Genomic DNA, 14,538 nt, shown 5'->3' on the forward strand with positions numbered 1-14,538 from the left:
TAAAATGAAAAAATTATCTAAATTATTTTTAACTTCTGCTGTAATGCTAGGAATAGGAAGTATTGGTTTAGCTAAAACAAGCCAGTTAACTCAGGCACAGAGTCTTGTAACTAAGCAACCTGGGACAAAGAATTATGGTATTTATAGTAAGATTAATGCAAAAGGTGTATCTCATAAAGTGGCTTCAACCAGTCAATTTAAGGTGGGCCACTATCAATCAAACACGTCTAAGAAGACCCGTTCAGGTAGGTATTGGTATGTTTATGTAGATGGCCATACTGTAGGCTGGGTAAATGAAAAATTCTTCGTAAGAAATAAAATTTCGGTAACTAAATCTGTTAGTTTAGTAAAGAATGAGTACGGAAAGTTTGATGCTATAGATGCGATTAATTATGTGACAGATAGTCATGGAACAGTGATAAATCCAACTAAGGTCCATACTTCTGCCAGAGTGATTTCCTCTGCAAAAGCAGGAAACACGCAAGTAAACTATACTTATGGCAAGGCTCATGCTAGTGTAAATGTGGTAGTGCGTAATGATAGGGAAGAAGGCATAAGCTCTGCAGATATAGTGCCTAAGGCAGGTCCTAAGGCAATTTCGATTAAGTCAGGGCATAGGAGTAATTTTAATATTGCTACAAAAGCAACAAAATTAAATAATAATGGTACCAAACTAAGTACATTGTTTTTCGAGCCTTCAACTTTAAGTTTACGCGGCAGTTGGCTTACCCAAGTAGGTCCTATTCCAGAAGGACTGACAGTTTCTAATGGGTGGTCTACGGTTTCCATGTTAGCTGACTCAAGTGATCAAAGGGGTCATTTAGTGTCTTATAAAAATAATGAAATGAGTAAATTTAATACTCAAAAATTAACTAGTTTAAGTTTAGGAAGTTTTAAAAAATTAGCTGCTAATATTAAAGTAAGTCCTTATATTCGTTTAGGTCATGCTCAATCTTTAGGATCAACTGCAAATTATATTTATGTAATAGCTAATGATAATAAACAATCTAATTCAGAAAATTCGGAAGAGATTTTGCAAATTAGAAAAAGTGATATGCAAATTGAAAAGATTTGGAGCTTTAAAATCTGGAATGGCTCAGCTTCTGGAAAACGGTACATTCACAATGCGGTGATGGTAAACGATCATACAATGTACGCACTTTTCCGTAATGGAGGCTATCATCGCTATGAGTATTGGAAAGTGACTAGAGTTGGTGATACTTGGACTCCAGTAGAAGTTGGGGCAACACAATCTGATTTCGTAAATGGAAGTCCTGTCCAAGGTTTTACTTATGATGCAAATAAGAAGAGATTCTATATTGCATATAACGATCATATTTTTAAAGTAAAAGAAGATGGAGAATATTTAGGAAAGAGTAGCTTTAATACAAATCGTGAAATTGAGGGAATATCAGTAAGTGGCAGTAAATTATATGTCCAAATGGCTCAACGTTCTGAAATTTTAAGCGGTTCAATTAAATAATAAAGAAATCGGACTGGATGTCCGATTTTTTTGTATAAAAAAAGACCAATTAAATAATTGGTCAGAATGACTCCCCTGAGAGTCGAACTCAGATTTTAAGAACCGGAATCTTACGTGCTATCCATTACACTAAGGAGCCAAAAAAGCAATACTATTATAACAAATAGCCATTTGGATTTCAAAATTAAAAAGATGGATATTTAGCTTGAATTAAAAAATAGATATTGCTATACTATAAGTGTCGAAAGAGAAATATTGTGAAGTCAATGTTTCTCTAATATTTTTAGATGTACTGGGTCATTAAATGACACAGCTTGGGACAGTTGCAGTCCCACTAGAAGGAGCAAGCAAATGGAGTCAGATTTTACCTTACTACAAAGCTTAGTTCCTGATATTTTAAAAGTAATTCGACAACGTTTTCTGGTTCTTGAGCAGATCTCGCTGTTAGCTCCAGTTGGGCGAAGAGTTGTTGCTAAAAAATTAGGATTAAGTGAACGAAATATACGCACTGAAACTGATTATTTAAAACAATTGGGTCTGATTGAAGTAAAGAGCTACGGAATGATTTTGACAGAAAAAGGAGAACGGACTTTAAAGGAAGCTGCTCCATTAATGGATCGCTTATTTAATGCCAGTCAGCAAGAAATCGCATTGGCTCAAAAGTTAGGTATTGAAAGAGCAATTGTAGTTCCTGGCGACTTAGATCGGCAAGAACGGGTAATTTCACTTATAAGCGAAAAACTCAATGCAGCCCTGGATTTACTTTTGCCACTTGGAAAAAATATTATAACTGTTTTAGGTGGCGCAACCATTGCTGGAGTAGCTAAGCATCTATCTTCAAATTTAAATCGCTATCGAAATCTTTTATTTGTTCCTGGACGAGGAGCAGTAGGAGAAAGTGTGGAATTACAAAGTAATACTGTAGCACAAGTTATGGCTTCACAGACAGGTGGTAAACATAAAGGTTTATATTTACCAGAGCATGTTTCTTCAGAAGCTTTGAACATTTTAATGCAAGATTCAGATATTGCGAATGCGATTTCAAACATTTATAATAGTGATGCAGTGGTTCATGGAATTGGACGTTCAGATGAGATGGTTAAGCGAAAAAATTTAGACTTAATTACTCAGTCCAAACTTCGTGAAAAAGGTGCAGTGGCCGAATGTTTCGGGTATTTCTTCGACCGTCAAGGAAGGGTTATCGAGAGATTTCCTAGAATTGGATTACAATTAGAAGATTTAGATAAAATACCCCGTGTATTTGCAATTGCAGCTGGATCTAGTAAAGCAGAAGCAATTGCGTCATACATGCATCATGCTCCCAAGCAAACTTGGTTAATTACCGATGAGGGAGCCTCAAATAAGGTTTTAAAGGGGAAGTAATTCCCGTTTAAAATAAATTGTTACTATATATTTCCTAGAGGAGGAAAATTTAACATGACAGTTAAAATTGGTATTAACGGTTTCGGCCGTATCGGACGTTTAGCATTCCGTCGTATCATGGACTTAGGTGAAAAGTCTTCAGATATCGAAGTAGTTGCAATCAACGACTTAACTACTCCAGCACTTTTAGCACACTTACTTAAGTATGACTCAACTCATGGTACTTTTGACCACGAAGTTTCAGCTACTGACGATGCAATCGTTGTAGATGGTAAGGAATACCGTGTTTACGCAGAACCACAAGCACAAAACATTCCTTGGGTTAAGAACGACGGTGTTGACTTTGTTCTTGAATGTACTGGTTTCTACACTAGCAAAGCTAAGAGTGAAGCTCACCTTAAAGCTGGTGCAAAGAGAGTTTTAATTTCTGCTCCTGCAGGTAGCGATCTTAAGACTATCGTTTACGGTGTTAACGACGATACTTTAACTGCTGATGACAAGATCGTTTCAGCTGGTTCATGTACTACTAACTCATTGGCTCCAATGGTTAACGCATTGAACAAAGAATTTGGTATTGAAGTTGGTACTATGACTACTATCCACGCATATACTTCAACTCAAATGATCTTAGATGGACCTGTTCGTGGTGGTAACTTCCGTTCAGCACGTGCTGCTGCAATTAACATCATTCCTCACTCAACTGGTGCTGCTAAGGCTATTGGTCTTGTAATTCCAGAATTAAACGGTAAGTTGAATGGTCACGCACAACGTGTTCCTGTTCCAGATGGTTCTGTAACTGAATTAGTAACTATCCTTGGTAAGGAAGTAACTGCTGACGAAGTTAACGAAGCTATGAAGAAGTACGTAACTCCATCATTTGCTTACAACGATGACGAAATCGTTTCAACTGATGTTTTAGGTATGACTGCTGGTTCAATCTTTGACCCAACTCAAACTATGGTAACTACTGCAGGTGACAAGCAATTAGTTAAGACTGTTGCTTGGTACGACAATGAATACTCATTCACTTGCCAAATGGTTCGTACTTTATTAAAATTTGCTACTCTTTAATTAATTGATTTTAATTAAATTTTAGTAATGATGAAGGCGGAGGGAGATTCTTCCTTCCGCCTTTTTTTAAAGATTAAATTCGAGGTATATTTAGATGTCTAAATTAACTGTGGAAGATCTTAAAGATCTTAAAGGTAAAAAAGTATTAGTTCGTGTTGATTTTAATGTTCCAATTAAAAATGGTGTCATCAGTGATGATAACCGTATTGTGGCAGCATTACCAACAATTAAGTACATTATTGAACATGGTGGTAAAGCAATCTTATTAAGTCACTTAGGACGTGTTAAGAGTGATGCGGATAAGAAAGAATTAACTTTAGCACCAGTTGCAGAACGTTTAAGTGAATTACTTAATAAGCCGGTAACATTTGTTCCAGAAAATGAAGGTAAAGAAGTCGAAGAAACCATCGATAATATGAAAGATGGCGATGTAGTTGTTCTTGAAAATACAAGATTCCAAGATATTGACAACGACTTCGGTAAACGTGAATCTAAAAATGATCCAAGTTTAGGTGAATACTGGGCAAGTTTAGGTGATATTTTTGTAAACGATGCCTTTGGTACTGCTCACAGAAGTCACGCATCTAATGTTGGTATTGCAACTGCAATGAAGAAAGCTGGTAAGCCTGCTGCAGCTGGATACTTATTACAAAAAGAAATTCAATTCTTAGGTGATGCTGTTGAAAACCCTGTACACCCATTTGTAACTATTTTAGGTGGGGCAAAAGTTTCAGATAAGATCGGTGTTATCGAAAACTTAATTCCTAAATCAGACCACATCTTAATTGGTGGGGGTATGGCATATACTTTCTTAGCTGCTCAAGGCCACAAGATTGGTAAATCATTATTTGAAGCTGATAAGTTAGATCTTGCAAAAGAATTACTTAAAAAAGCTGGTGATAAAATTGTCTTACCAGTTGATAACGTTGCAGCAACTGAATTTTCAAATGATGCTCCTCACGAAGTTGTAGGTGATGATATTCCTGATAACATGATGGGCTTAGACATCGGGCCTAAGACTGTTGCTAAATTTAAGGACATTCTTAAAGATGCTAAGACTGTTGTTTGGAATGGACCTATGGGTGCATTTGAAATGCCTAACTATGCTGAAGGTACTTTAGAAGTTGGCCGTGCTTTAGCTGAATTGAAAGATGCAGTTACTATCATTGGTGGTGGTGACTCAACTGCAGCTGCTAAGCAATTAGGTATTGCTCCTAAGATTAGCCACATTTCTACTGGTGGTGGAGCATCACTTAACTACTTAGAAGGTAAAGAATTACCTGGTATTGCATGTGTATCTGATAAAGATTAGGAAGGACTAATAAATATGCGTACACCTATTATTGCTGGTAACTGGAAGTTACATATGAATCCTGAACAAACTATTGAGTTTGTTAATGCAGTTAAAGGCAAATTACCAGAAGCAAGCAAAGTTGAATCAGTAATTGCTGCACCTGCTGTAGATCTTTACGCTTTGGTAGAAAGTGCTAAGGATACTCAATTACATACTAGTGCAGAAAATGCATACTTTGAAGTAGAAGGTGCTTACACTGGTGAAACTTCTCCAAAAGTTTTAAAAGAAATGGGACTTGATTACTGTATTATCGGTCACTCTGAAAGAAGAGATTATTTCCACGAAACTGATGAAGACATTAATAAAAAAGCTAAAGCTCTTTTTGAAAATGGCGTAACCCCAATCATTTGTTGTGGTGAATCACTTGAAGTACGTGAAGCTAACAAGCAAGACGAATGGGTAGTAAGTCAAATCAAGGCAGCTTTAGATGGTTTAACTGCAGATCAAGTTGCTAAGACTGTTATTGCTTATGAACCAATTTGGGCTATTGGTACTGGTAAGACTGCTACTGCAGATCAAGCTGAAGAAATGTGCAAGACTATCCGTGAAACTGTAAAAGATCTTTACAATGAAGAAACTGCAGAAAACGTTCGTATTCAATACGGTGGTTCTGTAAAACCTGCAAACATTAAAGAATTAATGTCTAAGCCTGATATTGATGGTGGTTTAGTTGGTGGGGCATCACTTGAACCAGAATCATTCTTAGCATTAGTAAATTATCAAGATTAATTATATCTCAATACCGTTTGAAATTAGCGGTATGGTATAATTAAGTTATACTATTTCAATTATTGATTTAGGGGGCTGGGAACCAGCCGTGGTAAAAATAATTAATTGTTTAATTATATTTACCTAAAATTTTGAATTTTATTCATAAATAGTTCATTTATCGGAAGTATTTATACTAGTTAACAATTTATTTAAAGGAGAATTTCCATGTCTGTTATTACTGATATTCACGCACGTGAAGTCCTTGATTCTCGTGGTAACCCAACCATTGAAGCTGAAGTTTACACTGAATTAGGTGGCTTTGGTCGCGCTATTGTTCCATCAGGTGCTTCAACTGGTGAACACGAAGCTGTAGAATTACGTGATGGTGATAAGTCACGTTTCAATGGTACTGGTGTTTTAACTGCTGTTGAAAATGTAAACGGTGAAATTGCAAAAGCTGTTATTGGTTTAGATGTAACTGATCAACGTTTAATCGATCAAACTATGATTGATTTAGATGGTACTCCAAATAAGGGTCGTCTTGGTGCAAATGCCATTTTATCAGTTTCATTAGCTAGTGCTCGTGCTGCAGCTGATGAATTAGGTTTACCATTATACGAATACTTAGGTGGACCAAACGCTCACGTATTACCAACTCCAATGATGAACGTTATCAATGGTGGTAAGCACGCAGATAACAACGTTGACATCCAAGAATTCATGATTATGCCAGTAGGTGCTAAGTCACTTCATGAAGCAGTTCGTATGGGTGCAGAAACTTTCCACGCATTAAAGAGTATCTTAAATGAACGTGGTGAATCAACTGGTGTTGGTGATGAAGGTGGTTTTGCACCAAACTTGAAGAACAACGAAGAACCATTTGAAATCTTAGTAGAAGCTATTCAACGTGCTGGTTACAAGCCAGGTGAAGACATTGCAATTGCCTTTGACTGTGCAGCATCTGAATTCTACGACAAGGATACTAAGAAGTACGTAACTGTTGCTGATGGTCGTGAATACACTGCTGAAGAATGGACTTCATTAATTGAAGATTGGGTTGATAAATACCCAGTAATCTCTGTAGAAGATCCATTGGATGAAAACGATTGGGAAGGTTGGAAGACTTTCACTGAACGTTTAGGTAAGAAGATCCAAATTGTTGGTGATGACTTATTTGTAACAAACACTAACTACTTGAAGAAGGGTATCGAAATGGGAGTTGCTAACTCAATCTTAATTAAGGTTAACCAAATCGGTACTTTAACTGAAACTTTTGAAGCTATTGAAATGGCTAAAGAAGCAAGTTATACTGCAGTGGTTTCTCACCGTTCAGGTGAAACTGAAGATACTACTATTGCAGACTTGGTTGTTGCTACTAACGCAGGTCAAATTAAGACTGGTTCAATGTCTAGAACTGATAGAATTGCTAAGTACAACCAATTAATGCGTATTGAAGAAGCTTTAGGTTCAACTGGCCAATACAAAGGTATTCACAGCTTCTACAACTTACACAAACAATTTTAATTAGGCAATTGCCTCTAAATAGAAAAGACCTTTTTAGGTCTTTTTTATTTCGCAATTAGTATTAATTTATGGTAGAATTTGTACAGTGATTAATATTTAGGCAATGGAGGCAGCGCTTTGTATAACTTAGTCATGACGCTACTCATCATAGTAAGTTTTTTAATTATTATAGCTACTTTGATGCAGCCGCAAAAGCAACAAGATGCTTTAAATGCATTATCCGGTGGAGCCGTGTTTAGTGGACAAACTAAGAAACGTGGATTTGAAGCATTAATGGAAAGGATTACCGCCGTTTTGTTAGTAATCTTTTTCCTATTAGCCATAGTTTTGGCAATTTTATCATCTAAGTAAAAAAGCCTCTCTAATATAGGGAGGTTTTTTTCTTAGTTTAAAATAAAGGAAATGAGGTTTTCTTATGGCACAAAATGAGAAAGTATTAGCTGGAGTGTATGAAATTTTTCGTCACAATCCTAATAAGCAATATGATATTGATGAAATAGAGAAAAATATTAGACTTGATAACACTGAATTTGCAGATATTGTAAAAGCAGTGACTTTTTTAGAACATGAAGAAAAAATTGTAACAGACGGAAATGGAAAATATCAGCTAAATCAAGTTAATACCATTATAGAGGGTACATTTAAGGCTAATGATAAAGGTTTTGGTTTCGTTCGATTAGATGATGATTCTTCAGATGATGTATTTGTAGATAAGGCAAACACAAATTATGCTTTAGATGGTGATCATGTAAAAGTCAAAATTATTGCAGGTGCTAATCCTTGGAATGGTAAGGGGCCAGAAGGAAAAGTTGAAGAAGTTATCGAACATGGGGTTGATACTTTAGTAGGAGAGTTCCATCCTTATGGAGATGAAATTGTAAAGAGCACTGGAAAAATCGGATATGTTGTCAGTGAAAATAGAAAATTAAAGAAGTATAGAATCAACTTAAGTGAACAAGGGGTTAAGCCCCAAATGGGTGATATGGTTCAAGTATCAATTACTGAATATCCAAACGAAAATCATCCAGAAGAGATGAATGGAATTGGATTAATGACAATTGGAAATAAAAATGATCCAGGTGTGGATATTATGTCAATTGTTGTTGATAATGGAATTAGAACGGATTGGCCAGAAGAAGCGCTCCAACAGGCTAACGGGGTTCCAGATCATGTAACTGCAGAAGAAAAAGCAAAAAGAATCGATATCACTGATCAACCTGCTGTAACAATTGATGGGGATGATTCAAAGGACTTTGATGATGCCGTAGTGGTATGGAAATTACCTAATGGAAATTATCACCTTGGGGTTCATATTGCAGATGTTGCTCACTATATCAAAGCAGGTTCACCTCTAGATAAGGAAGCATTTGCTCGAGGAAACAGTACTTACTTAGTTGATCGTGTAATTCCAATGCTTCCATTCCGCTTATCAAATGGGATTTGTTCTTTAAATGAAGGTGTTGAAAGATTAGTACTTTCATGTGATATGGAAATTACTCCAAATGGTGATCGTGTAAGTTATAAAATCTATCCATCAATTATGAGATCTCATGGGCGTTTAACTTATAATAATGTAAATAAAGTGCTTGATCCTAATAACCATGAGAAATTAGAAGATAAGTATCAAAAAGCTGCTCCAATGCTTAAAGAAATGGCAGATTTACACGAAATTTTATATAAGAAACGTCATGCTCGCGGTGCAATTGACTTTGAAGAACCAGAAGCAAAAATTAAGGTTGATAAAGATGGTAAACCAATTGATATTGTGTTGCATCACCGTGGAACTGCTGAGAAGATGATTGAATCATTTATGTTAATGGCAAATGAAACAGTTGCAGAAGATTACTTTAAGAAAAAAGTACCTTTCTTATATCGTGTTCACGAAACACCAGATGAGGAAAAAATGCAAAGCTTCTTTGAATTTGTAAGTGCTTTTGGATTGAATATTAAAGCTGATCCAGGTGATGTAGAGCCTAAAGTTTTACAAAAAATCGTTTCTAAGACTGAGGGAACACCTGAAGAAGCTGTTGTCCAAATGATGATGCTACGTAGTTTGAAACAAGCCCACTATTCACCAGATCCACTTGGACACTTTGGTTTAGCTGCAAAATTTTATACACACTTTACTTCACCAATTCGTCGTTACTCTGATTTGATGGTACACCGAATGATTCATGATTATGCGGATAAGGGCATGGGAGAAGAAATTAGAGAGAACTTTAAGTCTCAAATGCCTAATGTAGCTGAACAAACTTCAACTCAAGAGCGTAAATCTATTGATGCAGAACGTGGAGTTAATGACCTGAAGATGACAGAATATATGGCGGATAAGGTAGGACAAGTCTTTGAAGCGATTGTGTCATCCGTAACTAGTTTCGGAATGTTTATTCAATTACCGAACACTGTTGAAGGATTAATTCATATTTCTAATTTAGATGATGATTATTATAACTTTGATGAAAAGAGTTTAACTTTGACAGGGCGGACAACTCATAAGCAATTTAAGATAGGGATGCCAATTAAGGTTAAGTTAATTAGAGCAGATGTAGAGCAACATCAATTGGATTTTGAAATTTATGATCCTGATGCTCCAAAAAAGAGACGTAACGGTCAACGTCGGAATTTCCATAATAGTCACTCACGTAATCGGAATTCTAAAGATCCTAAAGGAAAAAATAATAGTTTTACGATTAGACGCAAGGCCAAGAAAAATTAGAGAAAGCTAAAATGAAAAAACAAGAAGATAATCTTATTGCTCAAAATAAAAAAGCAAGTCATGATTACTTTATTAAAGAAACGATTGAGGCAGGAATTTCTTTAACTGGAACAGAAATTAAATCTATCCGTGCTCGTAGGATAAATTTAAAAGATGGGTATGTTCAAATAGTAAATGGAAATGCGCTCTTAGAGAATGTTCATATTAGTGAATATAAAGAAGGAAATCGCTATAATCATGATCCCTTGCGACCACGCCAACTTTTATTGCATAAGAAGGAAATAGGACGTTTAGCGGGAATTCAGTCACAACAGGGGATGACAATTATTCCTTTAAAGGTCTATATAAAGCATGGATTTGCCAAAGTTTTACTTGGAGTTGGACAAGGTAAAAAACAATACGATAAGCGAGAAACGATTAAACGAAGAGATCAAGATCGTGAATTACGACGTAAATATCGAATTAGATAACAAAAAATAGTCTAGATATAGTATATCTAGACTATTTTTGTTTTTTTATATTGTAATTTATAAAATATATTGCTATATTATATATTATCTGTTTATAAGTATAGTGTAATTATGAGGATTATATGAGGAGAAAGAAAAGAATGACTGGATTTATTGAGATACATGCCTATATCCATAAAACTTTATCTCAAGGGAATGTTAAAACGTTGCGAGTAACTACTTTATGTAGAGACCTGAATATTACCCGCTCAAATTTTTACCGTGTACACCAAACCTTAAACTCTGTGTTAAGACGGGCCGTAGTTTATGAAATGAAGTATCACTTACGAATGCGACAACAGGAAAAGTTACCAGGGCGCTTGTTGTATCTATTAGCTCGCATCAAGGAAGACATGAATTTTTATTACAATATCTATAAATTAGCACTGGAAAAAAGATGTAATTGTGAGTTTTATAAAAAAGAAATTAGGGAATATTTAAAGCGGGTTGCACCTGAGGTTTCAAAGGAAAATGATGAAATCTTAATGACTGCCTCACAATTAATTTTTAATCGTTTATATGATTGGATTAGACACCAATGCGCAGATGGAACTCAATTAGTATACCGTGACTTACTCTATTTGCTAGAACATGCCGGAATCACAAAGGGAGAAATCTTTTACTAAGACTTAGTCAAAGTATAAATGGCGTGAGCGACACCAGATGCATTATTGTTTTTGGTAATAAAAGAGGCAATTTCCTTAATTTCTGGTACAGCATTTTCCATTGCTACACCAATTCCAGCCATCTTAATCATTGATTCATCATTAAAATTATCTCCGATAGCCATAATTTCTTGAGGAGTGATGTTCTTTGCTTTGCCGTAGTCTAGTAAGGCAATCCCCTTTTGAGCGGCCTCATGATTAATTTCAAGATTTGTTGAAGAGCTAGCAGTTCCAACTAAACCACCAATTTTTTTAAGTTCTTTTCTAATATCTTTAAAAGCTTGTGGTCCAGCAGGATCAAAGACCACAAATTTCATAACTTTAAAATTTGGATCTGCAAACAGTTTTTCAAAAGAATCAATAAAAGTAACATTTAGGACTTGATCAGATCCGCCCGCAAAAGAAACTACATTTTTCAAAGAGAGATGCTTATTTAAGTCTACTAAGAGATCAGACACATTAGAAATGCGACGAATGCGAGATTCAGAATAAACGTGGTCTCCTGATGCTATTTCAAAATAAGAACCAGATTCTTTTAAAATTTTGATTACTTCAAGTGCTTTATTACGAGCAATAGGTTTTTCAATAACTAAGTTTCCTTGAGTATCATAAACTTGGGCTCCATTAATGTTTATGTAGCCTGTATCCAGTCCAGCTTTTTTAAGAAGTGGTAGAGCTTCATTACGGGTTCTACCAGTTGCCACTAAAAATTCTATTCCCATTTTTTGAGCATGTTTGATTGCGCGTATATTTTCTGAGGAAATCTGCATCTCCCCATTTAAAAGGGTACCGTCCATATCGCTGGCAATTAATTTAATCATAAAAACCTCCATAATGTATTAATATCATCTATAATAATACCATGGTAGATTAAGTAGATTAAAGAAGGTTAATTATGGCTAAAAATTTAATTGGAAATGATTGGGATACAATTCTAAATCCTATTTTTGAAAGTCCTGCATATCAAAATCTTCATGATTTCTTAAAAAAAGAATATGCTACTAAGCAGATTTATCCAGATATGTATCATATATTTACGGCTTTTAAATTGACGCCCTTTTCTAAAACAAAAGTTGTGATTCTAGGTCAAGATCCATACCACAATCCTGGTCAAGCCACGGGAATGAGTTTTAGTGTTAATCCAGGAATTAAACTTCCTCCATCTTTAGAAAATATTTATAAAGAATTATACGATGATGTAGGAGCAGTTCCCGTTACTCATGGGTATTTGAAAAAGTGGGCGGATGAAGGAGTATTATTACTTAATAGTGTGCTAACAGTTCCTTATGGGAATGCGAATGGGCATCAAGGCAAAGGATGGGAAGCAGTAACAGATGAAGCCATAAAAGCTCTCAGTAAACGTGGAAACGTTGTTTTTATTTTATGGGGACGATTTGCTCAAAATAAAATTCCTTTAATTGATACTTCTAAAAATATTATTATCAAGTCTCCACATCCAAGTCCATTTTCAGCTAATAGAGGATTCTTCGGGTCACGGCCATTCTCACGTTGTAATGAAGCTCTCATAAAAATGGGTCAAACACCGATTGATTGGCAATTGCCAAAGGAAGTTAAGCAGTAATTTTTAAAGATTTTGAGTAATTTGAATAGGCAAGGTACAATAAGATTAAAGAATTATTGAGACGAGGTATAAAAATGCAAGTGTTTGAATTATTGAAGAAAAAAGCAATGGAAAATATTAGAACTATTGTATTGCCAGAAGGAACAGATGAAAGAATATTAACTGCTGCAAGTAGGATAGATAAACAAGGCCTTGTAAAACTAATTTTATTAGGGGAACCAGATAAAATTTTAGATAAGGCACAAAGTTTAGAGTTAGATTTGGGAAGCATTGAAATAATTAATCCAGATACTTATGATGGCTTTGAAAAAATGTGTGAAGACTTTGTGACATTACGCCATGGAAAAAATACTTTAGAGCAAGCAAGAGATATCCTAAGAGATGTTAGTTATTTTGGGACAATGTTGGTTTATGAAGGAAAGGCTGATGGAATGGTATCAGGAGCTGCTCATTCGACAGCTGATACAGTAAGACCAGCTTTACAAATTATTAAGACTAAGCCTGGAATGAAGCGAGTTTCAGGAGCAATGATCATGGAACGTAATGAAGAGAAGTATGTATTTGCGGACTGTGCTATTAATATTGATCCAGATAGTGACGAATTAGCAGAAATTGGTTATCAATCAACGCAAACAGCTAAAATGATTGATTTAAAACCAGAAGTTGCTTTTTTAAGCTTTTCAACTAAAGGATCAGCTAAAGGTCCATTTGTAGATAAAGTTAGTGATGCAGCAGAAGTGATGAAAAAGGATCATCCAAAAATTGCTTCAGATGGTGAATTACAATTTGATGCAGCGTTTGTACCAAGCGTAGCAAAAGCTAAAGCTCCTAAGTCAAAAGTAGCAGGACATGCTAATGTATTTATTTTTCCTGATTTAGAGGCTGGAAATATTGCTTACAAAGTAGCTCAAAGATTAGGTGGTTTTACTGCAATTGGCCCTGTACTTCAAGGGATGGCAGCGCCAATTAATGATTTATCTCGGGGATGTACAGTTGAAGATGCATATTTAACCATTATTTTAACAGCAGCCCAAGCTAATACAGACAAGGATTAATTATGAAGAAAGTTTTAAACATTAATTCAGATGAAGAAATGCAAAATTTCGGAATGCTATTAGGTAACACTGCAAAGCCCCAATCCTTACTTTTACTAACAGGGGATTTAGGGGCTGGAAAAACAACTCTAACAAAAGGAATTGCTAAAGCCTTAAATATCAAACGTCCTGTAAAAAGTCCAACTTTTACAATTGTGAGGGAATATCCAGAAGGTAAAATTCCTTTATATCACATGGACATGTACCGTTTAGAAGAAGATGGTGATTTATCAAGTATTGATATGCCAAATTATCTAAACCAACCAGGGATAGTAGTTATAGAATGGCCGCAATTTATTGAAGAAAGTTTACCGAAAAATTATCTTAAGTTAAATATTAAGCGGGTAGATGATTCTTGGGATTCAACCAAAAGAAGAATAGAAGCGACTATTGAAGGCGAAAAGTATGCTCAATGGTGGGAAAAAATAATTAAATCTTTATAAAAG

14 protein-coding genes are annotated in these 14,538 nt (G+C 35.4%); 13 read left to right on the forward strand and 1 reads right to left on the reverse strand.

Annotated features, from left to right (window positions below):
- Positions 1-4 precede the first annotated feature (4 nt).
- The 10 genes from FP435_RS02235 (at position 5) to FP435_RS02280 (ending at position 11,377) form a co-directional block, all read left to right on the forward strand.
- Positions 5-1,483 carry an SH3-like domain-containing protein gene (locus tag FP435_RS02235; protein WP_265484150.1) on the forward strand — a complete coding sequence of 493 codons (1,479 nt, stop codon included), beginning with the start codon at positions 5-7 and terminating at the stop codon, positions 1,481-1,483.
- Positions 1,484-1,834: 351 nt separating this feature from the next.
- Positions 1,835-2,866 carry a sugar-binding transcriptional regulator gene (locus tag FP435_RS02240; RefSeq protein ID WP_265484151.1) on the forward strand — a complete coding sequence of 344 codons (1,032 nt, stop codon included), beginning with the start codon at positions 1,835-1,837 and terminating at the stop codon, positions 2,864-2,866.
- A gap of 54 nt (positions 2,867-2,920) precedes the next feature.
- Entirely contained in the window at positions 2,921-3,937 is a 1,017-nt protein-coding gene (gene gap / locus FP435_RS02245) for a type I glyceraldehyde-3-phosphate dehydrogenase (RefSeq protein WP_265484153.1), read from the forward strand.
- Between the two features lie 94 nt (positions 3,938-4,031).
- Positions 4,032-5,249 (forward strand): phosphoglycerate kinase, encoded by a 1,218-nt coding sequence (locus tag FP435_RS02250; RefSeq protein ID WP_265484155.1) that lies wholly within the window; start codon positions 4,032-4,034, stop codon positions 5,247-5,249.
- Between the two features lie 15 nt (positions 5,250-5,264).
- Entirely contained in the window at positions 5,265-6,020 is a 756-nt protein-coding gene (gene tpiA / locus FP435_RS02255) for a triose-phosphate isomerase (protein ID WP_265484156.1), read from the forward strand.
- A 207-nt stretch (positions 6,021-6,227) separates the two neighbouring features.
- Complete coding sequence (gene eno, locus FP435_RS02260) at positions 6,228-7,526, forward strand: phosphopyruvate hydratase (RefSeq protein ID WP_265484157.1); 1,299 nt, start codon at positions 6,228-6,230, stop codon at positions 7,524-7,526.
- A gap of 117 nt (positions 7,527-7,643) precedes the next feature.
- Positions 7,644-7,877, forward strand: coding sequence for a preprotein translocase subunit SecG (secG, locus tag FP435_RS02265; protein WP_265484158.1), 234 nt, complete (start codon positions 7,644-7,646; stop codon positions 7,875-7,877).
- A gap of 64 nt (positions 7,878-7,941) precedes the next feature.
- Positions 7,942-10,242 (forward strand): ribonuclease R, encoded by a 2,301-nt coding sequence (gene rnr, locus FP435_RS02270; protein ID WP_265484159.1) that lies wholly within the window; start codon positions 7,942-7,944, stop codon positions 10,240-10,242.
- A gap of 11 nt (positions 10,243-10,253) precedes the next feature.
- The gene (gene smpB, locus FP435_RS02275) at positions 10,254-10,712 is read left to right on the forward strand and encodes an SsrA-binding protein SmpB (RefSeq protein WP_265484160.1); all 459 of its coding nucleotides are present in this window, start codon (positions 10,254-10,256) and stop codon (positions 10,710-10,712) included.
- 140 nt (positions 10,713-10,852) lie between these two features.
- The gene (locus tag FP435_RS02280) at positions 10,853-11,377 is read left to right on the forward strand and encodes a hypothetical protein (RefSeq protein ID WP_265484161.1); all 525 of its coding nucleotides are present in this window, start codon (positions 10,853-10,855) and stop codon (positions 11,375-11,377) included.
- On the opposite strand, the gene FP435_RS02285 is transcribed toward FP435_RS02280, so the two are convergent.
- The gene (locus tag FP435_RS02285) at positions 11,374-12,237 is read right to left on the reverse strand and encodes a Cof-type HAD-IIB family hydrolase (protein ID WP_265484162.1); all 864 of its coding nucleotides are present in this window, start codon (positions 12,235-12,237) and stop codon (positions 11,374-11,376) included. The two genes, FP435_RS02280 and FP435_RS02285, sit on opposite strands and share 4 nt — an antisense overlap.
- Positions 12,238-12,311: 74 nt before the next feature.
- Between FP435_RS02285 and FP435_RS02290 the strand changes: the two genes are divergently transcribed.
- The 3 genes from FP435_RS02290 (at position 12,312) to tsaE (ending at position 14,535) form a co-directional block, all read left to right on the forward strand.
- A complete protein-coding gene (locus FP435_RS02290; protein ID WP_265484163.1) occupies positions 12,312-12,998 on the forward strand; it encodes a uracil-DNA glycosylase in 687 nt (228 codons plus the stop codon).
- Positions 12,999-13,072: 74 nt separating this feature from the next.
- On the forward strand, positions 13,073-14,053 hold the full coding sequence (gene pta, locus FP435_RS02295; protein WP_265484164.1) for a phosphate acetyltransferase: 981 nt from the start codon (positions 13,073-13,075) through the stop codon (positions 14,051-14,053).
- Between the two features lie 2 nt (positions 14,054-14,055).
- Positions 14,056-14,535 (forward strand): tRNA (adenosine(37)-N6)-threonylcarbamoyltransferase complex ATPase subunit type 1 TsaE, encoded by a 480-nt coding sequence (gene tsaE / locus FP435_RS02300; RefSeq protein WP_265484165.1) that lies wholly within the window; start codon positions 14,056-14,058, stop codon positions 14,533-14,535.
- Positions 14,536-14,538 lie beyond the last annotated feature (3 nt).

Origin of the sequence: Lactobacillus sp. PV037 (assembly GCF_014522345.1) — a bacterium.
Taxonomy (GTDB): Bacteria; Bacillota; Bacilli; order Lactobacillales; family Lactobacillaceae; genus Lactobacillus.

Coding starts and splice junctions, on each gene's coding strand:
- FP435_RS02235 (WP_265484150.1), top strand. CDS start 5: ATGAAAAAATTATCTAAATTATTTTTAACTTCTGCTGTAATGCTAGGA.
- FP435_RS02240 (WP_265484151.1), top strand. CDS start 1,835: ATGGAGTCAGATTTTACCTTACTACAAAGCTTAGTTCCTGATATTTTA.
- gap (WP_265484153.1), top strand. CDS start 2,921: ATGACAGTTAAAATTGGTATTAACGGTTTCGGCCGTATCGGACGTTTA.
- FP435_RS02250 (WP_265484155.1), top strand. CDS start 4,032: ATGTCTAAATTAACTGTGGAAGATCTTAAAGATCTTAAAGGTAAAAAA.
- tpiA (WP_265484156.1), top strand. CDS start 5,265: ATGCGTACACCTATTATTGCTGGTAACTGGAAGTTACATATGAATCCT.
- eno (WP_265484157.1), top strand. CDS start 6,228: ATGTCTGTTATTACTGATATTCACGCACGTGAAGTCCTTGATTCTCGT.
- rnr (WP_265484159.1), top strand. CDS start 7,942: ATGGCACAAAATGAGAAAGTATTAGCTGGAGTGTATGAAATTTTTCGT.
- smpB (WP_265484160.1), top strand. CDS start 10,254: ATGAAAAAACAAGAAGATAATCTTATTGCTCAAAATAAAAAAGCAAGT.
- FP435_RS02280 (WP_265484161.1), top strand. CDS start 10,853: ATGACTGGATTTATTGAGATACATGCCTATATCCATAAAACTTTATCT.
- FP435_RS02285 (WP_265484162.1), bottom strand. CDS start 12,237: ATGATTAAATTAATTGCCAGCGATATGGACGGTACCCTTTTAAATGGG.
- FP435_RS02290 (WP_265484163.1), top strand. CDS start 12,312: ATGGCTAAAAATTTAATTGGAAATGATTGGGATACAATTCTAAATCCT.
- pta (WP_265484164.1), top strand. CDS start 13,073: ATGCAAGTGTTTGAATTATTGAAGAAAAAAGCAATGGAAAATATTAGA.
- tsaE (WP_265484165.1), top strand. CDS start 14,056: ATGAAGAAAGTTTTAAACATTAATTCAGATGAAGAAATGCAAAATTTC.